This window comes from Citrobacter sp. LST-B2 (assembly GCF_057983045.1).
Genome location: NZ_CP192598.1, coordinates 2,104,583 through 2,125,474 on the forward strand (window position 1 = coordinate 2,104,583; position 20,892 = coordinate 2,125,474).

Consider the following 20,892-nt stretch of genomic DNA (forward strand, 5'->3'; position numbering starts at 1 on the left):
CGACCCTGAGGTCGGCTTTTTACGCTATCGATTTTACTCGACAGGCTGAGGACGAGTCGGTCCAGCAGAGGCACTGTGCGAGGCAGTGTGACCACCTGCGGCGCCTTTACCATCAAAGGCGAAAGCAGGGCGCTGCCAGTCACTGTGGCGTGGCGCTTCAGGCACATATTCCGGCGCTGGCGCACGGGTCATCGGTGCGGTTGCGTGGCTGTGCTCAGCAACAGGTTCTGCCACGACTGGCGCTGCGGCTTCTGCGATCGGTGCAACGACAACGGGTTCGGATACTGGCGCAGGCGCTGTGGGTGCTTCAGCGATCACAGGCGCTGCAACCGGTTCTGCAATGACTTCAGGCTCTGCAACCACTTCAGGTTCAACGGCGACAGGTTCAGCCGCAACCACGTCAGGCACGACAGTCATTGTTTCAGGCTCGACCGTAACCACGTCTGGTGTCTCTTCAACGACCGGAGCGGTTTCCTGCGTTTCAGCGACAGGCTCTGCCTGAGCGGCAACCTCTTCGGCGACCGGCACATCGGCGTCGGCAATCACCTGCGGCTGTTCAACCACCGGGGCGGCAATGACTTCCGGATGCGTCGTTTCAACCACGGCTTCAGCCTGAACCGGTGCTTCTGTTACCGTTTCAACGACAGTTTCAACGGCGGGTTCGACTGCGGCAACAGCTTCAACGGCGGCTGCCACGGCTTGCGGTTCGGTCACAACAGGCTGGGCCTGTACCTGTTCGATTTCCTGTGCTTCTGGCTGCGCATCCTGAGGACGGGCTACCGGGTAGCGGATCCACACTTTGCCGGACGCCATTTCTGGCGAGGCGCAGGCGACAGTCAGCGGCATCGGCGACTGCAGTGGGTAACGTTCGTCACGATAACGACGACGACGCTGGCCGCTCACACGCAGATGACGTGGGGAACGACGCGAACGACGCGGCATACCGGCGTTATCACGTGCTTCACCATTGTCATCCTGCTCTGGGGTTGCTTCTGTCACGACAGGCAGCGGCACTTTCACCAGTTCAGTGCTTTGCGCTGGCGCAGCCTGTGCTGCAACTGGTGCGACAACGTTCTCTTCCGTGGTGGCGGTTTCTACCTCTGCCACTTCTGAGGCCTGGTTGTGGTAACGAACTTTCTGGTTCAGCTGACGCTGTTTACGGCGCGGCTGAGCCTGACGAACGCGCTCTTCCTGTTCGGTCTCTGGAGTCTGCTGCTCATCAAGATTCAGCGCTTTTACTTCCTGCTGAGCCTGACGTTTATCATCACTGCGACGGCGGTTACGTTCGCGACGTGGCTGCTGCTGCTGCTGCTCATCACCAGACTTTGCTTTATCCGCTACGTCGGTCGCTTGCTGACGGTTATCACGGTTTTCGGCATTCTGCTGCGCATTACGGCGGTTACGGCGATTCTCGTCGCGGTTCTCGCCATTTTCTGAACGTTCGCCACGGTTATCGCGGTTGTCACGACGTTCGTTGCGATCGTTACGGTCACGACGGTTGTTCTGGCGTTTACGGCGATCCTGCTGACGCTCCGGCTTCTCCGCGGCTTTCGGCGCAGGCTGCTCGGCAGGTTTCACGTCTTCACTACCGCTGAACAGTGATTTCAGTGCGCCAAAGAAACGGCTCAGCAGCCCCGGCTCTGCCGGAGCGGCTGGCGCAACGGCGGCCTTCGACGCAGCGGCTTTCACTGGCGGTTCGGCAGGCGTTGGCGCAGGCGGAACTTCTGGCATGGCGAAGGTGGCAAGAGCGGGCTGCTCAGGACGTTTACGCTCGGCGAACTCTTCTTCAGACGGTAACGCCATCGCTTCTTCATGCAGCTTCGGCAGCATGTAGCTCAGAGTCGGCGTCTCTTCACCTTTACGCACGCGCAGTACGGAGTAGTGCGGCGTTTCCATTTGATCGTTAGGTACGATCACGCAACGCACGCCATCCTGTCGGGTTTCAATCGCATTAACGGCGGTACGTTTTTCGTTGAGCAGATAGGAGGCAATTGGCACTGGGACAATCGCGTGGACTTCCTGAGTATTCTCTTTCAGCGCTTCTTCTTCAATCAGACGCAGAATAGACAGGGACAGCGACTCGTTATCACGCACGGTGCCGGTACCGCTACAGCGTGGGCAGACGTGATGGCTGGACTCGCCCAGCGACGGGCTCAGGCGCTGACGTGACATTTCCAGCAGGCCGAAGCGTGAAATATGGCTGATCTGGATACGCGCTCGATCCTGGCGGACCGCTTCACGCAGACGGTTTTCCACCGCACGCTGATGGCGTACCGGGGTCATATCAATGAAGTCGATAACGATCAGGCCGCCGAGGTCACGCAGGCGCAACTGACGGGCGATCTCATCGGCCGCTTCCAGGTTAGTGTTGAACGCCGTTTCTTCAATATCGCCGCCGCGGGTTGCGCGAGCGGAGTTAATGTCGATGGCGGTTAACGCTTCGGTGCTGTCGATAACGATAGAGCCGCCGGAAGGCAGACGCACTTCACGCTGGAACGCGGATTCAATCTGCGACTCGATCTGATAGTGGCTGAACAGCGGGATTTCACCGGTGTAAAGTTTGATTTTGCTGCTGAAATCCGGACGACCTAACGCCGCAATATGCTGGCGCGCCAGTTCGAGCACTTTCGGGTTATCGATAAGGATTTCACCGATATCCTGACGCAGATAGTCGCGGAAGGCGCGAACAATCACGTTGCTCTCCTGATGGATCAGGAACGGAGCAGGGCGGCTTTCCGCGGCTTTCTGAATGGCTTCCCAGTGTTTCAGACGGAAGCTTAAGTCCCACTGCAGCGCTTCGGCAGATTTGCCTACGCCCGCAGTACGTACAATAAGGCCCATGCCATCAGGCAGTTCAAGGCTTGCCAGCGCTTCTTTCAGCTCGGTACGGTCGTCGCCTTCGATGCGACGAGAGATACCCCCCGCACGCGGGTTGTTTGGCATCAGAACCAGATAGCTGCCCGCCAGGCTGATAAAAGTGGTCAGCGCAGCGCCTTTGTTGCCACGTTCTTCTTTATCAATCTGAACAATAACTTCCTGGCCTTCGCGCAGCACATCTTTGATGTTTGGACGACCATGAGCGTTGTAATTAGCGGGGAAATATTCGCGGGCAATTTCTTTTAACGGGAGGAAACCGTGACGTTCAGCGCCGTAATCAACAAAAGCCGCTTCCAGACTCGGTTCAATACGGGTAATTTTGCCTTTATAGATGTTCGCTTTTTTCTGTTCATGTCCAGGACTTTCAATATCCAGGTCGTACAGACGCTGCCCATCTACAAGGGCAACACGCAACTCTTCCTGCTGAGTTGCGTTGATTAACATTCTTTTCATCGTAACTTACTCATTATTCTTACATTGACGACTAAGCTGCGGGCAGAGTATTGCCTTTCCGGGTGTGAACCGATGGCCTCGTGTCTATTCGCGTCGCCAACCTCACGGTTATCGTCAGCTCAAAGAGGCGCAGAGTGTCGGTTGCCTGCATTTCATACGGAAACGCAGCGCAATTATCAGGGGAACCGCCTGGGTATTACTCTCCAGAGAAGATCCGATCTACCGGTAAGGACTGCAACCCGCAGCCCGCTAACTGTCTGAAAGATCAATACGTCTTACGCCATTGCTGCGTGGATGATCGTCCGGACAAAATTGGGTCTTTCCGTAAAATTCCTTGTTTTAACAAGATTCAGCACGGAAGCGGTGACATTATTCCACTGCTAACCTTGTTATAGCAAGATGACTTTTACCATTTATCACCCGCTTACTCACAGTTTTTTCACTTATGCGCGGTGATTGGTTTAATAACCACCAAATCAGTCATGAAACACGTGAGTGACGAAGGATAAAGATAAATATAAGCATAGAAAAATGAGTGGCGCTAATCCTTGTGGCTATTTAGAATCGGCCCCCATGAAAACAGAGACTCCATCCGTAAGAATTGTTGCTATTACTGCTGACGAAGCGGGGCAACGCATTGATAATTTTTTGCGCACACAGCTCAAAGGTGTGCCGAAAAGTATGATTTATCGCATTTTGCGTAAAGGCGAAGTGCGGGTGAATAAAAAACGCATCAAACCCGAATACAAACTGGAAGCGGGTGATGAAGTGCGCATTCCGCCGGTTCGCGTGGCGGAGCGTGAAGAAGAGGCCGTTTCGCCGCATCTGCAAAAAGTGGCGGCGCTGGCGGACGTTATCCTTTATGAAGACGACCATATTCTGGTGCTGAACAAGCCGTCGGGAACCGCGGTGCATGGCGGCAGCGGGTTAAGCTTTGGCGTGATTGAAGGGTTACGTGCGCTGCGTCCTGAGGCGCGTTTTCTTGAGCTGGTACACCGTCTTGACCGCGATACGTCGGGCGTGCTGTTGGTCGCGAAGAAACGTTCAGCACTGCGTTCGCTACATGAGCAACTGCGCGAGAAGGGGATGCAAAAAGATTATCTCGCCCTGGTGCGCGGGCAATGGCAGTCACATGTCAAAACGGTACAGGCACCGTTATTGAAGAACATTCTGCAAAGCGGCGAGCGTATTGTGCGGGTGAATCAGGAAGGCAAACCGTCGGAAACGCGTTTTAAGGTGGAAGAACGTTACGCGTTCGCCACGCTGGTTCGCTGTAGCCCGGTGACGGGCCGCACACACCAGATTCGCGTGCACACTCAGTACGCGGGTCATCCGATTGCTTTTGACGATCGCTACGGTGACCGCGACTTCGATAAACAACTGGCAGGAACCGGATTGTCGCGTCTGTTCCTGCATGCAGCAGCACTGAAATTTACCCACCCGGGTACGGGTGAGGTGCTGCGCATTGAAGCGCCGATGGACGACCAACTGAAACGCTGTTTACAGGTGTTACGTAAGCCGGCCTGATGCGCATTTATCGCGCTAAACCTGCCGGATAAGACGTCTACGTCGCCATCCGGCAGGTTTACGCCTGAAGGCGTTGTATTCTCCCGCCTACTGGATAGTACCATTAATCAGGTTTTCAGCGGGTTCATCTCTTCCCGACGTAACATCTGGCACAGTGCGATCAGCGGTAAACCAATCAGCGTGTTTGGGTCTCGCCCCTCTAAGCGCTCAAAGAGCGCTATCCCCAGACCTTCGCTTTTAAAACTCCCTGCGCAGTGCAGCGGGCGTTCTTTACGCACGTAGTCTTCAATTTCCGCTTCACTGAGATGGCGGAAGTGAACGTCAAAGGGTTCCACCTCGGTCTGTAAATGTCCCGTCGCGGAGTTATACAGCGCCAGACCGGTATAGAATGTAATGATATTGCCGCTGGCTTTGGCTAACTGTTGGCAGGCTTTCTCTTCTGTTAAGGGCTTACCGGCGATTTCGCCATCCAGTACGCATACCTGATCGGAACCAATAATAAGATGAGACGGAAAGCGGTGAGCCAGCGATTGCGCTTTCTCTTGCGCCAGTCGGTTGACTAAGTGGCGAGGACTCTCTCCGGGCATCGGCGTTTCGTCAACCTCAGGGGCCGCGCATTCAAAGGGCATCGCCAGTTTTTCCAGCAGGGCGCGGCGCCAGGGAGATGTGGAGGCAAGAATGAGATTAGGCATATTTTTTCCACCAGATATAGCGTATTGATGAGAGCCATTTTAAACTATGCTCTTCGTCCTTCAGGCGTGCCGTTGTGGCGTCTCCTGAGCGAAAATAAGTCTGTAAACCGCAATGTGTGCGAATTATTGGCAAAAGGCAACCGCAGGCTGCCTTTTTCTTTGACTATATGACGTTACAAAGTTAATATGCGCGCCCTATGCAAAAGGTAAAATTACCCCTGACTCTTGATCCGGTTCGTACGGCTCAAAAACGCCTCGATTATGAAGGTATCTATACTTCTGATCTGGTAGAGCGCGTCGCCGATTCTGTAGTCAGTGTGGACAGTGATGTGGAATGCGCCATGTCGTTTGCTATCGATAACCAACGTCTTGCCGTGATTAGCGGTGATGCGAAGGTTTCGGTAACGCTCGCATGTCAGCGTTGCGGGAAGCCGTTTCCTCATCATGTTCACACAACGTATTGTTTCAGTCCGGTTCGTTCCGACGAACAGGCTGAAGCACTCCCGGAAGCGTATGAGCCGATTGAGGTTAACGAATTCGGTGAAATCGATCTGCTTGCAATGGTGGAAGATGAAATTATCCTCTCCTTGCCGGTAGTTCCGGTGCATGATTCTGAACACTGTGAAGTGTCCGAGGCGGACATGGTCTTTGGTGAACTGCCTGATGAAGCGCAAAAACCAAACCCATTTGCCGTATTAGCCAGCTTAAAGCGTAAGTAATTGAGGAGTAAGGTCCATGGCCGTACAACAGAATAAACCAACCCGTTCCAAACGTGGCATGCGTCGTTCTCATGACGCTCTGACCGCAGTCACCAGCCTGTCTGTAGACAAAACTTCTGGTGAAAAACACCTGCGTCACCACATCACCGCCGACGGTTACTACCGTGGCCGCAAGGTAATCGCTAAGTAATCACGCGTTACTCAACGAATTTTACGTAACAGGCAGGCTGTTAATGCCTCTTTCGCGTAAGAAACGAAGAGAAACCGTGTGATGAAGCTTAGTGAGGAAATTCCCCGTTGCTGCGGGGAAATACCAAACCAGGCGGCGAAACGACTTTGACACGTCTAACCCTGGCGTTAGATGTCATGGGGGGTGATTTTGGCCCTTCCGTGACAGTGCCTGCAGCATTGCAGGCACTGAATTCTAATTCACAACTCACACTTCTTTTAGTCGGGGATCCCGATACTATCACGCCATTACTTGCTAAAGCTGACTTTGAACAACGTTCGCGTCTGCAGATTATCCCTGCACAGTCAGTTATCGCCAGTGATGCCCGGCCTTCGCAGGCAATCCGCGCCAGTCGCGGGAGCTCAATGCGTGTGGCGCTGGAACTCGTGAAGGAAGGGCGAGCACAAGCCTGCATCAGCGCCGGAAATACCGGTGCGCTGATGGGACTTGCAAAATTATTGCTCAAACCGCTCGACGGTATTGAGCGTCCTGCGCTGGTGACGGTTTTGCCGCATCAGCAGAAAGGGAAGACGGTGGTCCTCGATCTGGGGGCGAACGTCGATTGCGACAGCAAGATGCTGGTGCAATTTGCCATTATGGGCTCGGTGCTTGCGGAAGAAGTGGTCGGTATTAACAACCCTCGTGTGGCCCTGCTCAACATTGGTGAAGAAGAAACCAAGGGGCTCGACAGCATTCGGGATGCCTCTGTGGTGCTAAAAACGATCCCTTCCATCAATTACATCGGCTATCTTGAAGCCAATGAGTTATTGACGGGGAAAACGGATGTGCTGGTATGTGACGGTTTTACAGGCAATGTCACATTAAAGACGATGGAAGGTGTTGTCAGAATGTTCCTTTCACTGCTGAAATCTCAGGGTGAGGGTAAAAAACGGTCGTGGTGGCTGCTGATATTAAAACGTTGGTTACAAAAAAGCCTGGCGAGGCGATTCAGTCACCTCAACCCCGACCAGTATAATGGCGCCTGTCTGTTAGGATTGCGCGGCACGGTGATAAAAAGTCATGGTGCGGCCAATCAGCGAGCGTTTACCGTCGCGATTGAACAGGCAGTGCAGGCGGTGCAGCGACAAGTTCCTCAGCGAATTGCCGCTCGCCTGGAATCTGTATACCCAGCTGGATTTACAATGCTGGATGCTGGTAATGGCGACACATCGCAGCCACACTGATTACGGTGTGGCGTGAGAGCCCCAGCATCTTAGCCGTTGTGATGCGCGGTATATAACCAAAAAGTGACTGAGCGTACATGTATACAAAGATTATTGGTACTGGCAGCTATCTGCCTGAACAGGTGCGGACTAACGCCGATCTGGAAAAAATGGTCGATACGTCTGACGAGTGGATTGTCACCCGTACAGGTATTCGTGAACGCCATATTGCTGCGCCGAATGAAACCGTCTCAACGATGGGTTTTACGGCGGCTCAACGCGCGCTGGAAATGGCGGGCATTGATAAAGAACAGATTGGCTTGATTGTGGTAGCGACCACCTCAGCGACACATGCATTCCCCAGCGCAGCATGCCAGATTCAGAACATGCTGGGCATCAAAGGCTGCCCGGCGTTTGACGTCGCCGCAGCCTGTGCCGGCTTTACTTACGCATTAAGCGTCGCCGACATGTACGTTAAAACGGGTGCGGTCAAATACGCGCTGGTGGTTGGTTCCGATGTTCTGGCCCGCACCTGCGATCCAACCGATCGTGGCACAATCATTATTTTTGGCGATGGTGCCGGTGCCGTGGTACTGAGCGCCTCTGACAAGCCGGGCATCATCTCTACCCATCTGCATGCTGATGGCCGCTATGGCGAACTGCTGACGCTGCCGAATGCCGATCGCGTGAATCCGGAAAATTCGATTCATTTGACGATGGCAGGCAACGAAGTGTTCAAAGTGGCTGTTACCGAACTTGCACACATTGTCGACGAGACACTGGCGGCCAATAACCTGGATCGTTCAGAACTTGACTGGCTGGTTCCGCATCAGGCTAACCTACGTATCATCAGCGCGACGGCCAAAAAACTGGGCATGTCGATGGACAATGTGGTGGTGACTCTGGACAGACACGGCAACACGTCTGCGGCCTCCGTTCCTTGCGCGCTGGATGAAGCCGTGCGTGACGGACGTATCAAAGAAGGTCAGCTTGTGTTGCTTGAAGCCTTTGGCGGTGGATTCACCTGGGGCTCCGCGCTGGTTCGTTTCTAGTATAAGGATTTAAACATGACGCAATTCGCATTTGTGTTCCCTGGACAGGGTTCCCAGACCGTTGGGATGTTAGCCGATATGGCGGCAAGCTATCCCATCGTCGAAGAGACGTTTGCCGACGCTTCTGCGGCGCTGGGCTATGACCTGTGGGCGCTGACTCAACAGGGGCCGGCTGAAGAACTGAACAAGACCTGGCAGACGCAGCCTGCGCTGTTAGCCGCGTCCGTTGCGCTGTATCGCGTCTGGCAACAGCAGGGCGGTAAAGCGCCTGTGCTGATGGCGGGTCATAGCCTTGGTGAATACTCTGCGCTGGTTTGCGCCGGTGTCATTAATTTTGCTGACGCAGTGCGTCTGGTTGAGCTGCGTGGTAAATTCATGCAGGAAGCCGTTCCGGAAGGCACAGGCGGTATGTCTGCTATCATCGGTCTCGATGATGCGTCCATTGCAAAAGCGTGCGAAGAAGCCGCAGAAGGCCAGGTGGTCTCGCCGGTGAACTATAACTCACCGGGACAGGTCGTTATCGCCGGGCATAAAGAAGCCGTTGAGCGTGCTGGTGCCGCCTGTAAAGCCGCCGGTGCAAAACGTGCGCTGCCGTTACCGGTGAGCGTACCGTCTCACTGTGCGCTGATGAAGCCAGCAGCGGAAAAACTGGCAGCAGAATTAGCGAAAATTACCTTTAACGCGCCATCTGTACCGGTTATCAACAACGTGGACGTGAAATGTGAAACTGACGCAGACGCCATTCGCGATGCGTTGGTGCGCCAGTTGTACAGTCCGGTACAGTGGACGAAGAGCGTTGAATTAATGGCGTCTCAGGGTGTCGAGCACCTGTATGAAGTGGGACCAGGTAAAGTGCTTACGGGCCTGACGAAACGTATTGTTGATACCCTGACTGCCTCGGCTCTGAACGAACCGGCGGCAATGTCGGCGGCACTTGCGCAATAAAAGAGGAACACCATGAGTTTTGAAGGAAAAATCGCGCTGGTTACCGGTGCAAGTCGTGGCATTGGCCGCGCAATTGCAGAGACGCTTGTTGCCCGTGGCGCGACCGTTATCGGTACCGCGACCAGCGAAAGTGGCGCTCAGGCCATCAGCGATTACTTAGGTGCTAAAGGTAAAGGTCTGATGTTGAATGTGACTGATCCAGCATCTATCGAATCTGTTCTGGAAAAAATTCGCGCAGAATTTGGTGAAGTGGATATCCTGGTCAATAATGCCGGTATCACACGTGATAACCTGCTGATGCGAATGAAAGATGATGAGTGGAACGATATTCTCGAAACCAATCTTTCATCTGTTTTCCGCCTGTCAAAAGCGGTAATGCGCGCTATGATGAAAAAGCGTCATGGACGTATTATCACTGTCGGTTCTGTGGTTGGTACCATGGGAAATGCGGGTCAGACAAACTACGCTGCGGCGAAAGCGGGTCTGATCGGCTTCAGTAAATCGCTGGCACGCGAAGTTGCGTCCCGCGGTATTACAGTGAACGTTGTTGCTCCGGGCTTTATTGAAACGGACATGACGCGTGCGCTGACTGATGAGCAGCGTGCGGGTACGTTGGCGGCAGTTCCTGCAGGTCGTCTTGGCGATCCGAAAGAGATCGCCAGTGCGGTTGCATTTTTAGCCTCTGACGAAGCAGGTTACATCACGGGTGAGACTTTGCACGTCAACGGCGGGATGTATATGGTTTAACCACGAGATACGCAAAATCATCCAAATTGTATCAAGGCGGCAAGACCGAAAAGCCGGCGAGCATAGATGACTATGTGACCAGAGTTTGAGGATGCAGCCAACACAGAGACAATTTGAAGGATAAAGCGTAGAAAAATATTTGCGTTATTATAGGTCTTGGCCTCAAAATAACGTAAAATCGTGGTAAGACCTGCCGGGATTTAGTTGCAAATTTTTCAACATTTTATACACTACGAAAACCATCGCGAAAGCGAGTTTTGATAGGAAATTTAAGAGTATGAGCACTATCGAAGAACGCGTTAAGAAAATTATCGGCGAACAGCTGGGCGTTAAGCAGGAAGAAGTTACCAACAATGCTTCTTTCGTTGAAGACCTGGGCGCAGATTCTCTTGACACCGTTGAGCTGGTAATGGCTCTGGAAGAAGAGTTTGATACTGAGATTCCGGACGAAGAAGCTGAGAAAATCACCACCGTTCAGGCTGCCATTGATTACATCAACGGCCACCAGGCGTAAGTGAACATCTCCAGGCGGTCATTCGACCGCCTGAGTTTTATCTTTTTGTCCCACTTGAATCAATTATCCCTCCCTGGAGGACAACCGTGTCTAAGCGTCGTGTAGTTGTGACCGGACTGGGCATGTTGTCTCCTGTCGGCAATACCGTAGAGTCTACCTGGAAAGCTCTCCTTGCCGGTCAGAGTGGCATCAGCCTGATCGACCATTTCGATACTAGCGCCTATGCAACGAAATTTGCTGGCTTAGTAAAGGATTTTAACTGTGATGACATTATCTCGCGCAAAGAACAGCGCAAGATGGATGCCTTCATTCAATATGGAATTGTCGCTGGCGTTCAGGCCATGCAGGATTCTGGCCTTGAAGTAACGGAAGAGAACGCATCCCGTATTGGCGCCGCTATTGGCTCCGGTATCGGCGGTCTCGGACTGATTGAAGAAAACCACAGTTCTCTGGTGAACGGTGGACCGCGTAAAATCAGCCCATTCTTCGTTCCGTCGACGATTGTTAACATGGTGGCGGGTCACCTGACCATCATGTATGGCCTGCGTGGGCCAAGCATCTCTATCGCGACCGCCTGCACCTCAGGCGTACATAACATCGGTCATGCCGCGCGTATCATTGCATACGGCGATGCGGACGCGATGGTCGCGGGCGGTGCTGAAAAAGCCAGTACGCCACTGGGCGTAGGCGGCTTTGGCGCAGCACGTGCGTTGTCTACCCGTAACGATAACCCGCAAGCGGCAAGCCGCCCGTGGGACAAAGAGCGAGATGGCTTTGTTCTGGGCGACGGTGCAGGCATGGTGGTACTGGAAGAGTACGAGCATGCTAAAGCGCGCGGCGCAAAAATTTATGCTGAAGTCGTTGGCTTCGGGATGAGCAGTGACGCTTACCACATGACGTCGCCGCCGGAAAACGGCGCTGGTGCTGCCCTGGCGATGGTCAATGCATTGCGTGATGCGGCGATTGAACCTGGCCAGATTGGCTACGTTAACGCCCATGGGACGTCCACGCCGGCAGGCGATAAAGCTGAAGCGCAGGCTGTTAAATCTGTCTTTGGCGATGCGGCAAGCCGTGTGATGGTGAGTTCCACCAAGTCCATGACCGGTCACCTGTTGGGTGCAGCGGGCGCGGTAGAGTCGATTTACTCTATCCTGGCGCTGCGCGATCAGGCTGTTCCGCCAACCATCAACCTGGATAACCCGGATGAAGGTTGCGATCTGGACTTCGTTCCTCACGAAGCGCGTCAGGTCAGCGGAATGGAGTACACGCTGTGTAATTCCTTCGGTTTCGGTGGGACTAACGGTTCATTGATCTTTAAAAAGGTCTGACCGCCGTTCTGCCTTCCTGGTTAAAAGGTCCGCTTGTCGGGCCTTTTTTATTGCGTTTTCTTCCCTTGTCCTGCGCTAACCATCCTGCGACACTAACGGGCCATGCATAAGGAGCCACCATGTTCTTGATCAATGGCCGTGAACAGGAATCTCTTCCCGCAAGCGATCGCGCCATCCAGTTTGGCGATGGCTGCTTTACCACTGCGTGCATTCTCGACGGCACCGTATCGCTGCTGGCGGCGCATTTGCGGCGCTTGCAGGCGGCCTGCGCAACGTTGCTGATTGCCTTTGATGACTGGGATGTGCTTGAGCGCGAAATGACCGTGCTGGCCGCGGGCCATCCACGTGCGGTACTGAAGGTGATTATCAGCCGTGGAAGTGGGGGACGAGGATACAGCGGCGCGCAGTGTCGTGACAGCACCCGCATTCTCTCTGTGTCTGCCTATCCGCAGCATTATGACCGCTGGCGCGAACAGGGGATCACGCTTGCCTTAAGCCCGGTTCGTCTGGGGCGTAACCCTTTGCTCGCGGGCATCAAGCACCTGAACCGGCTCGAACAAGTGCTGATCCGTTCTCATCTTGAGCAGACGGACGCCGAAGAGGCGTTGGTTCTTGACAGTGAGGGTTGGGTTACGGAATGCTGTGCGGCTAATTTATTCTGGCGAAAAGACTATGTGGTCTATACGCCGCGCCTCGATCAGGCGGGAGTGAACGGTATTATGCGACAATTCTGTATCCGGAAACTGGCACAATCGTCTTTTCAGGTTGTCGAAACCCATGCCCGCGAAGCAGCGCTGCAACATGCCGATGAAATGGTGGTCTGCAATGCGCTGATGCCGATTGTACCTGTGCGGGCTTATGGCGCTAACACGTTGTCTTCACGTGTATTATTTCAGTTTCTGGCCCCACTGTGTGAGCATCCGAATTAGTCATGAAAAAAATGTTTCGTGTTGTCTTTTTACTGGTTGTTGTATTGGGCATTGCCGCAGGGGCGGGAATGTGGAAGGTTCGCCATCTGGCGGACAGTAAAATCCTGATCAAAGAAGAGACCATTTTTACCCTTAAGCCGGGTACCGGGCGTCTGGCCCTGGGCGATCAGCTGTATGCGGATCGGGTGATTAACCGCCCGCGCGTGTTTCAATGGTTGCTGCGCGTCGAGCCAGAACTCTCCCACTTTAAGGCCGGAACCTACCGTTTAACGCCGGGTATGAGCGTCCGCGAGATGCTGCAACTGCTGGAAAGTGGCAAAGAGGCGCAATTCCCACTGCGGCTGGTAGAAGGTATGCGCTTAAGCGACTATCTCAAACAGCTGCGTGATGCGCCGTATATCAAGCATACCCTGAGCGACGATCGCTACGAAACCGTTGCAAAAGCGCTGGGCCTTGAAAGTACGGATGGGCTGGAGGGTTGGTTCTGGCCCGATACCTGGATGTATACCGCCAATACCACGGATGTTGCCTTGCTTAAGCGCGCACATCAGAAAATGGTGAAGGCGGTTGAGCGCGTCTGGGAAGGGCGTGCGGAAGGACTGCCGTATAAAGATCAAAACCAACTGGTGACGATGGCCTCGATTATTGAAAAAGAGACGGCCATTGCCAGCGAGCGCGATCAGGTCGCCTCTGTCTTTATTAACCGCCTGCGGATCGGGATGCGTCTCCAGACCGATCCAACGGTGATTTACGGAATGGGGGAGCGTTATAATGGCAAGATCTCGCGCGCGGACCTGGAAACGCCAACGGCCTATAATACCTACACGATAACAGGACTCCCGCCAGGACCGATTGCGATGCCGGGTGAAGCCTCGCTAAAAGCGGCGGCGCATCCGGCCAAAACGCCGTATCTCTATTTTGTGGCCGATGGTAAAGGCGGTCATACTTTTAATACTAATCTTGCCAGCCATAACCGGTCAGTGCAGGACTATCTGAAAGTGCTTAAGGAAAAAAATGCGCAGTAAGTATATCGTCATCGAGGGGCTGGAAGGCGCCGGAAAAACGACTGCAAAGAATGTTGTGGTTGAGACGCTTGAACAACTCGGCATTCGCGAGATGGTTTTTACCCGCGAGCCGGGCGGTACGCAGCTGGCAGAAAAACTGCGTAGCCTGGTACTGGACATTCGTTCGGTCGGTGACGAAACCATTACCGTAAAAGCCGAAGTGCTGATGTTCTATGCCGCGCGAGTGCAGTTGGTTGAGACGGTCATTAAACCTGCGCTCGCAGAAGGTAAATGGGTAATTGGCGACCGTCATGATCTGTCCACGCAGGCGTATCAGGGTGGTGGTCGCGGGGTCGATCAGCAGATGCTGGCGACGCTTCGTGATGCGGTACTGGGGGATTTCCGCCCGGATTTAACCCTGTACCTCGACGTCACGCCAGAGGTGGGTCTGAAGCGCGCTCGCGCCCGTGGCGAACTGGACCGCATCGAACAGGAATCGTTTGATTTCTTTAATCGTACTCGCGCTCGTTACCTCGAGCTTGCCGCTCAGGATGCCAGTATCCGCACGATTGATGCGACGCAGCCGCTGGATACGGTGATGAGCGATATCCGTACCACCATCACCGAGTGGGTGAAGGAGCAGGGAGAATGAAATGGTATCCATGGTTACGACCTGACTTCGAGAAGCTGGTAGCGAGCTATCAGGCGGGAAGGGGTCACCATGCGTTACTGATTCAGGCCCTACCGGGGATGGGCGACGATGCTTTGATCTATGCGTTGAGCCGCTACCTGCTTTGTCAACAACCGGATGGACATAAAAGCTGTGGCCACTGCCGTGGTTGCCAGTTGATGCAGGCAGGAACGCATCCGGACTACTATTCACTGTTCCCGGAAAAAGGGAAAAGCACGCTGGGCATTGATGCTGTGCGTGAAGTGAGTGAAAAACTGTATGAGCGTGCGCGACTGGGCGGAGCCAAAGTGGTCTGGATCCCGGATGCGGCGCTGATGACTGATGCCGCCGCCAATGCGCTGCTCAAAACGTTGGAAGAACCGCCCGCGCAAACCTGGTTCTTTCTCGCCAGCCGTGAACCCGCGAAGTTACTGGCAACGCTGCGCAGCCGGTGTCGTTTACATCATCTCGCGCCGCCGAGTGAATCATACGCGGTATCGTGGCTTGCACGAGAAGTGACAGCGTCACAAGATGCGTTATTGACTGCGCTGCGCCTGAGTGCCGGTTCTCCGGGGGCGGCGCTGACGCTCCTGGGGTCCGAAAGCTGGTCCCAACGTGACGCGTTGTGTCAGGCGCTGGCGAGCAGCATTCCTGCTGGTGACTGGTACTCATTATTGACGGTGCTTAACCATGAACAGGCGCCTGTCAGACTGCACTGGCTGGCGACGTTAATGATGGATGCGCTTAAACGTCAGCACGGGGCCAGTGTGATGACCAACGCGGATGCCGGGCAACTGATCGCCACGATTGCCGGTCAGCTTTCTCAGACGCGTATTCAGGCAATCCTCAATGCCATCTGCCACTGCCGCGAACAACTGCTTAACGTGACCGGAATAAACCGTGAACTGGTGTTAACCGATCTTCTTTTGCAAATCGAGCATTACCTGCAACCAGGCACTGTGTTGCCTGTTCCCCACCTGTAAGAGAGACATTATGTTTTTAGTCGACTCGCACTGCCATCTCGATGGCCTGGATTATCAATCTCTGCATAAGGATGTGGATGACGTGCTGGCGAAAGCCGCTGCGCGCGATGTGAAATTCTGTCTGGCGGTGGCGACAACGCTGCCAGGGTACCGCGGAATGCGGGAACTGGTCGGCCAGCGCGATAACGTCGTTTTCTCGTGCGGCGTACATCCACTCAATCAGGACGAACCGTATGACGTGGAAGAACTGCGTCATCTGGCGGCTGATGACGACGTGGTGGCGATGGGAGAGACGGGACTGGACTACTTTTATACTCCCGAAACAAAAGTGCGCCAGCAGGCGTCGTTCATTCATCATATCCAGATCGGCCGTGAACTGAACAAACCGGTGATCGTCCACACGCGCGATGCCCGCGCCGATACGCTGGCGATTCTTCGTCATGAAAACGTGACGGATTGTGGCGGCGTACTACACTGTTTTACAGAAGACAGAGAAACGGCGGGTAAACTCCTGGATTTGGGTTTTTATATCTCCTTTTCCGGCATTGTGACCTTCCGTAATGCTGAACAATTACGTGACGCTGCGCGATATGTGCCGTTGGATCGACTGCTGGTGGAGACGGACTCTCCGTATCTCGCGCCGGTACCGCATCGGGGTAAAGAGAATCAGCCAGCGATGGTCCGCGACGTGGCGGAATACATGGCCGTATTGAAAGGTGTGGCGGTTGAAGAATTGGCGCAGATCACCACCGATAACTTTGCCCGCCTGTTCCATATCAACGCTTCCCGCCTGCAGTCAGCCTCGTCGTTGAGTTTTTTTAAAGCTCGTAATTAATAACTAAAGCGAGTAAAGTTCACCGCCACAAAGTGGGCGGTGAATGAGCGAACTGACACATTCTGATACCTTTTTTGTCAAAATGTGCAACTTAACGCGCTGTCCAGAGTTGAAACGTGATAGCCGTCAAACTATATTTCGCCGATTTATTTTACTCTGTGTAATAAATAAAGGGCACTTAGATGCCCTGTCCACGGCGGGGTTCTCCCCCCTCGCCAATGCGTGTGAACGTAGAAAGCACAAATACTCAGGAGCACTCTCAATTATGTTTAAGAATGCATTTGCTAACCTGCAAAAGGTCGGTAAATCGCTGATGCTGCCGGTATCCGTATTGCCTATCGCAGGTATCCTGCTGGGCGTCGGGTCCGCAAACTTCAGCTGGCTGCCAGCCGTTGTATCGCACGTGATGGCAGAAGCCGGCGGTTCTGTTTTTGCAAACATGCCGCTGATTTTCGCTATCGGTGTCGCGCTTGGCTTTACCAACAACGATGGCGTTTCGGCTCTGGCTTCGGTTGTCGCCTATGGCATCATGGTGAAAACCATGGCCGTGGTCGCGCCGCTGGTTCTGCATTTACCTGCTGAAGAAATCGCAGCAAAACACCTTGCGGATACGGGTGTACTCGGGGGGATTATCTCCGGTGCGATTGCAGCATACATGTTTAACCGCTTCTACCGTATCAAGCTGCCTGAGTATCTGGGCTTCTTTGCTGGTAAGCGTTTCGTGCCGATCATCTCTGGTCTGGCGGCGATCTTTACCGGTGTGGTTCTGTCCTTCATTTGGCCGCCAATCGGTACGGCAATCCAGACATTCTCTCAGTGGGCTGCGTATCAGAACCCGGTTGTGGCGTTCGGTATCTACGGCTTCATTGAACGCTGCCTGGTACCGTTTGGTCTGCACCATATCTGGAACGTTCCTTTCCAGATGCAGATCGGCGAATACACCAACGCGGCAGGTCAGGTTTTCCACGGCGATATCCCTCGCTACATGGCGGGTGATCCGACGGCGGGCATGTTGTCTGGCGGCTTCCTGTTCAAAATGTATGGTCTGCCGGCGGCTGCGATCGCTATCTGGCACTCTGCGAAACCAGAAAACCGCGCCAAAGTGGGCGGCATCATGATCTCCGCGGCGCTGACTTCGTTCCTGACCGGTATCACCGAACCGATCGAATTCTCCTTCATGTTCGTTGCGCCGATCCTGTACGTTATCCACGCGATTCTGGCGGGTCTGGCGTTCCCAATCTGTATCCTGCTGGGTATGCGTGACGGTACGTCGTTCTCACACGGTCTGATCGACTTTATCGTGCTGTCCGGTAACAGCAGCAAGCTGTGGCTGTTCCCGATTGTCGGTGCGGGCTACGCGATTGTTTACTACACCATCTTCCGCGTGCTGATCAAAGCGCTGGATCTGAAGACTCCGGGTCGTGAAGATAATACCGATGACGCGAAAGCGGGCGCGACCAGTGAAATGGCTCCTGCGCTGATTGCGGCATTCGGTGGTAAAGAAAACATCACTAACCTGGATGCGTGCATTACCCGTCTGCGTGTCAGCGTGGCTGACGTGGCGAAAGTGGATCAGGCTGGCCTGAAGAAACTGGGTGCCGCTGGTGTGGTGGTCGCAGGTTCCGGTGTTCAGGCAATTTTCGGTACGAAATCCGATAACCTGAAAACTGAGATGGATGAATACATCCGTAACAGCTAAGACCTAAGAAGTTGGGGAGAACTAAGGCAGCCGAATGGCTGCCTTTTTTACGGGCTACAATCAGAACTGATAGTTTGCGGTGATGCTCACATTGCGTGGCTCACCATAAACAATCGACCCTTCAACGTTGGTATCGTAGGTTTTATCGAACAGGTTATTGACGTTACCCTGCACGGAGAAGTTTTTGGTTACCTGATAGCGGGTGAACAAATCCACCAGCGCGTAACTGCCTTGCTCAGCACGGAAGGTACCGTACGGCGTCGCGGTATCGGTGTAGACGCGGTTCTGCCAGTTCACGCCACCGCCGACGGTCAAATCAGGTATCACCGGCAGACGGTAGCGGGTGAAAAGCTTGACGCTGGTACGTGGCAGATTCGGATTAACGGCGTTGCCTTCATTGTCTTCTGCGACGTAACGCGTCGCGCCAAAGGTCATCTGCCAGTTATCGGTAATCGCGCCGTTAACTTCGAACTCAACCCCTTTACTGACGGTCCCGTTCGCTGTTTTATAGGCGATTTCGCCATTGCTACCCGGAATCGGTGAACCGGTCGACTGGGCAACGTTATCCTGCTCAATGCGGAACACGGCGAGGATGGTGGTCAGTCGGCTGTTCATCCAGTCAGACTTGAGGCCAACCTCATAGTTGTTACCGGTGATGGGCGTAAGGTATTTTCCGCCGCTATCGCGTTTATTCTGAGGCTGGAAGATGGAGGTATAACTGGCGTAAGTAGACCAGTTATCATTGATGTCATAAACCAGACCGGCATAGGGCGTAGTGTGGTTTTTTTCCATGCTGTAGCTTAGGGTATCAATACGCCAGTTGGTATAGCGTGCGCCGAGGATCAAGTGCAGCGGATCAGCCAGTGAAACGCGCGTTGCGGCGTACAACGACTTCATGTGCGTGGTGTCGTCCTGGGCCAGTGATTGCGGTGCCCAGTCGGTTTCCGGGAAATTGCCATTGAAGTTATTGAAACTGCCGATCTCATCCGGGAAGACGTTAGCCCAGGAGCTGTAATAGCGGTTGTTCTGTTTGCTGTAGCTGCCGCCGAACATCAGGTTATGCTGGCGACCAAACAGGTCATAGCTGCCGTCAGCAAAAAGATCCAGCGCATCGACTTTACGTTTGCCGCTGTTCCAGCCCGTACCGCCAACGTAATCGAACCCCGGTCCATAGTTGCTGTAAGGACCGACCAGCATGCCATCTGCCTTATTCACATACGCATCGACATACATCGTTTTACTGTCGAACTTGATTTCCGAGTGAGTGGCATTCATCGTCGCCTGCCAGGTGTCGGCAAAACGCTGTTTGAACGTGACAAAGACTTTATTGATCTCTTTATCGTTATACGCCCAGTCTGGCGCGGTGCTACGGGCGCGGTCATAGCTGTTTTTGCTGCCATCGGTGTTCCAGCGCGGCAGGCCACCCCAGGTTGGGCTATCCACTCTGATCTTTTGGTACTCATACCCGGCGGCCAGGCTGGTGGTTTCACCCAGGTCAGCATCAATGATGCCAGAGAAGAAGTTTTTCTCGTTGTGATAGCGATCGAGCCAGGAGTCGTTGTCCTGATAACCCGCCACTATGCGGCCGCGTACATTACCGTCATCGGTGAGCGGGCTTTGCAGATCCATCACGTAGCGCTGTTTATTCCAGCTGCCATATTCCGCCGAGACGTTACCTTTGAACTCGCGGCTGGTGGCGTGTTTGCGGATCATATTGATGGAGGCTGACGGGTTGCCGGTGCCGGTCATCAGACCGTTTGCACCGCGTACCACTTCCACGCGCTCATAGAGCGCCATATCGGTGAGGGCGTCACCCAGGTTCCAGCGGGATTCGAACCAGGTCGGAATACCATCAACCATATAGTTATCAATCTGGAAACCACGGGAGAAGTAACTGACGCGGTCAGAATCCGCCTGGCTTTTGCTGATCCCCAGCGTGCTGTCCATCACGTCGCCCAGCGTTTGCAACTGCTGGTCTTCCATACGTTGTTCGCTGACGATGCTGACCGACTGCGGAATATCGCGTTGGGTCATCATCATTTTGGTTCCGGCGGTGGTGGATTTGACGCTGTAATCCTGTTCGTCGTTGTCCGCAAAGGTTGCTGGCGCAGAACCGTCAACAATGACGGTCTCTTCCGGTGTGGTCGCCGCGAAACTCATGGATGGCATCAATGCCATCGCGATGCAGGCTGCCAGCAACGAGGGTGTTGCGCCAGCCTGGCATTGTTCATCCTTGTTGTGTGTTGTGAAAGACATCAGAAAGCCCTTAATAGTGAACGAACTCTGGCTCAGGCCGTGTAAGGTGGCGATGAGCCCCTTTTTATTTTTCTAACCATTTAATACGCATGAAAATGCAAATGCGAAATATACGCATTCATATTTACTATGTAAACAGATGTAACTTGCTTTCTGAAATCTTGTTTCATTACTTTTTGGCACAGGAGAGGGGATAAATGGTTATAAGAGCGCCATTGTGATGGTTTTTTGCTTAAGAAATCGTGGGTTAAGGTTGAAAGAGCAGGTTTA

At 53.8% G+C, this 20,892-nt stretch carries 18 protein-coding genes; 15 read left to right on the forward strand and 3 right to left on the reverse strand.

The features are described from left to right. Positions 1-33: 33 nt before the first annotated feature. The gene (gene rne / locus ACQ0PY_RS10060; RefSeq protein ID WP_150547110.1) at positions 34-3,330 is read right to left on the reverse strand and encodes a ribonuclease E; all 3,297 of its coding nucleotides are present in this window, start codon (positions 3,328-3,330) and stop codon (positions 34-36) included. A 573-nt stretch (positions 3,331-3,903) separates the two neighbouring features. On the opposite strand from rne, the gene rluC reads away from it, so the two are divergent. Further along, on the forward strand, positions 3,904-4,857 hold the full coding sequence (gene rluC, locus ACQ0PY_RS10065) for a 23S rRNA pseudouridine(955/2504/2580) synthase RluC (RefSeq protein WP_043000989.1): 954 nt from the start codon (positions 3,904-3,906) through the stop codon (positions 4,855-4,857). Between the two features lie 107 nt (positions 4,858-4,964). Here rluC and ACQ0PY_RS10070 read toward each other — a convergent pair whose 3' ends face one another. Next, positions 4,965-5,549, reverse strand: coding sequence for a Maf family protein (locus ACQ0PY_RS10070; RefSeq protein ID WP_043000988.1), 585 nt, complete (start codon positions 5,547-5,549; stop codon positions 4,965-4,967). A gap of 197 nt (positions 5,550-5,746) precedes the next feature. Here ACQ0PY_RS10070 and yceD point away from each other — a divergent pair, with 197 nt between their 5' ends. From yceD to ptsG, 14 genes are all read left to right on the forward strand, one after another. Continuing rightward, on the forward strand, positions 5,747-6,268 hold the full coding sequence (gene yceD / locus ACQ0PY_RS10075; protein ID WP_109740174.1) for a 23S rRNA accumulation protein YceD: 522 nt from the start codon (positions 5,747-5,749) through the stop codon (positions 6,266-6,268). A gap of 16 nt (positions 6,269-6,284) precedes the next feature. Continuing rightward, positions 6,285-6,458: a 50S ribosomal protein L32 gene (gene rpmF / locus ACQ0PY_RS10080; protein WP_000290727.1), complete on the forward strand. Its 174-nt coding sequence runs from the start codon at positions 6,285-6,287 to the stop codon at positions 6,456-6,458. A gap of 146 nt (positions 6,459-6,604) precedes the next feature. Then, positions 6,605-7,681, forward strand: coding sequence for a phosphate acyltransferase PlsX (gene plsX, locus ACQ0PY_RS10085; RefSeq protein WP_046402096.1), 1,077 nt, complete (start codon positions 6,605-6,607; stop codon positions 7,679-7,681). Positions 7,682-7,758: 77 nt separating this feature from the next. Further along, positions 7,759-8,712, forward strand: coding sequence for a beta-ketoacyl-ACP synthase III (fabH, locus tag ACQ0PY_RS10090; protein ID WP_043000985.1), 954 nt, complete (start codon positions 7,759-7,761; stop codon positions 8,710-8,712). Positions 8,713-8,727: 15 nt separating this feature from the next. Next, positions 8,728-9,657, forward strand: a complete 930-nt coding sequence (gene fabD, locus ACQ0PY_RS10095; RefSeq protein WP_043000984.1) for an ACP S-malonyltransferase — start codon at positions 8,728-8,730, stop codon at positions 9,655-9,657. A 12-nt stretch (positions 9,658-9,669) separates the two neighbouring features. Next, on the forward strand, positions 9,670-10,404 hold the full coding sequence (gene fabG, locus ACQ0PY_RS10100) for a 3-oxoacyl-ACP reductase FabG (protein ID WP_042319622.1): 735 nt from the start codon (positions 9,670-9,672) through the stop codon (positions 10,402-10,404). Positions 10,405-10,681: 277 nt separating this feature from the next. Next, complete coding sequence (gene acpP, locus ACQ0PY_RS10105; protein ID WP_000103754.1) at positions 10,682-10,918, forward strand: acyl carrier protein; 237 nt, start codon at positions 10,682-10,684, stop codon at positions 10,916-10,918. An 86-nt stretch (positions 10,919-11,004) separates the two neighbouring features. After that, complete coding sequence (fabF, locus tag ACQ0PY_RS10110; RefSeq protein ID WP_043000983.1) at positions 11,005-12,246, forward strand: beta-ketoacyl-ACP synthase II; 1,242 nt, start codon at positions 11,005-11,007, stop codon at positions 12,244-12,246. A gap of 119 nt (positions 12,247-12,365) precedes the next feature. Continuing rightward, positions 12,366-13,175 (forward strand): aminodeoxychorismate lyase, encoded by an 810-nt coding sequence (gene pabC / locus ACQ0PY_RS10115; RefSeq protein ID WP_150547111.1) that lies wholly within the window; start codon positions 12,366-12,368, stop codon positions 13,173-13,175. A gap of 2 nt (positions 13,176-13,177) precedes the next feature. Continuing rightward, on the forward strand, positions 13,178-14,200 hold the full coding sequence (gene yceG / locus ACQ0PY_RS10120; protein ID WP_109740175.1) for a cell division protein YceG: 1,023 nt from the start codon (positions 13,178-13,180) through the stop codon (positions 14,198-14,200). Then, positions 14,190-14,831 carry a dTMP kinase gene (gene tmk / locus ACQ0PY_RS10125; protein WP_043000980.1) on the forward strand — a complete coding sequence of 214 codons (642 nt, stop codon included), beginning with the start codon at positions 14,190-14,192 and terminating at the stop codon, positions 14,829-14,831. Before yceG ends, tmk begins: the two co-directional genes overlap by 11 nt. Then, a complete protein-coding gene (holB, locus tag ACQ0PY_RS10130) occupies positions 14,828-15,832 on the forward strand; it encodes a DNA polymerase III subunit delta' (protein WP_109740176.1) in 1,005 nt (334 codons plus the stop codon). The genes tmk and holB overlap by 4 nt, the downstream gene beginning before the upstream one ends. A 10-nt stretch (positions 15,833-15,842) precedes the next feature. Continuing rightward, the gene (locus tag ACQ0PY_RS10135; RefSeq protein WP_043000978.1) at positions 15,843-16,667 is read left to right on the forward strand and encodes a metal-dependent hydrolase; all 825 of its coding nucleotides are present in this window, start codon (positions 15,843-15,845) and stop codon (positions 16,665-16,667) included. A 265-nt stretch (positions 16,668-16,932) separates the two neighbouring features. Next, positions 16,933-18,366, forward strand: a complete 1,434-nt coding sequence (gene ptsG / locus ACQ0PY_RS10140) for a PTS glucose transporter subunit IIBC (RefSeq protein ID WP_042319612.1) — start codon at positions 16,933-16,935, stop codon at positions 18,364-18,366. Positions 18,367-18,426: 60 nt separating this feature from the next. Here the strand turns inward: ptsG and fhuE are convergent, their stop codons facing one another. Continuing rightward, positions 18,427-20,622, reverse strand: coding sequence for a ferric-rhodotorulic acid/ferric-coprogen receptor FhuE (fhuE, locus tag ACQ0PY_RS10145; RefSeq protein ID WP_109740177.1), 2,196 nt, complete (start codon positions 20,620-20,622; stop codon positions 18,427-18,429). Positions 20,623-20,892 lie beyond the last annotated feature (270 nt).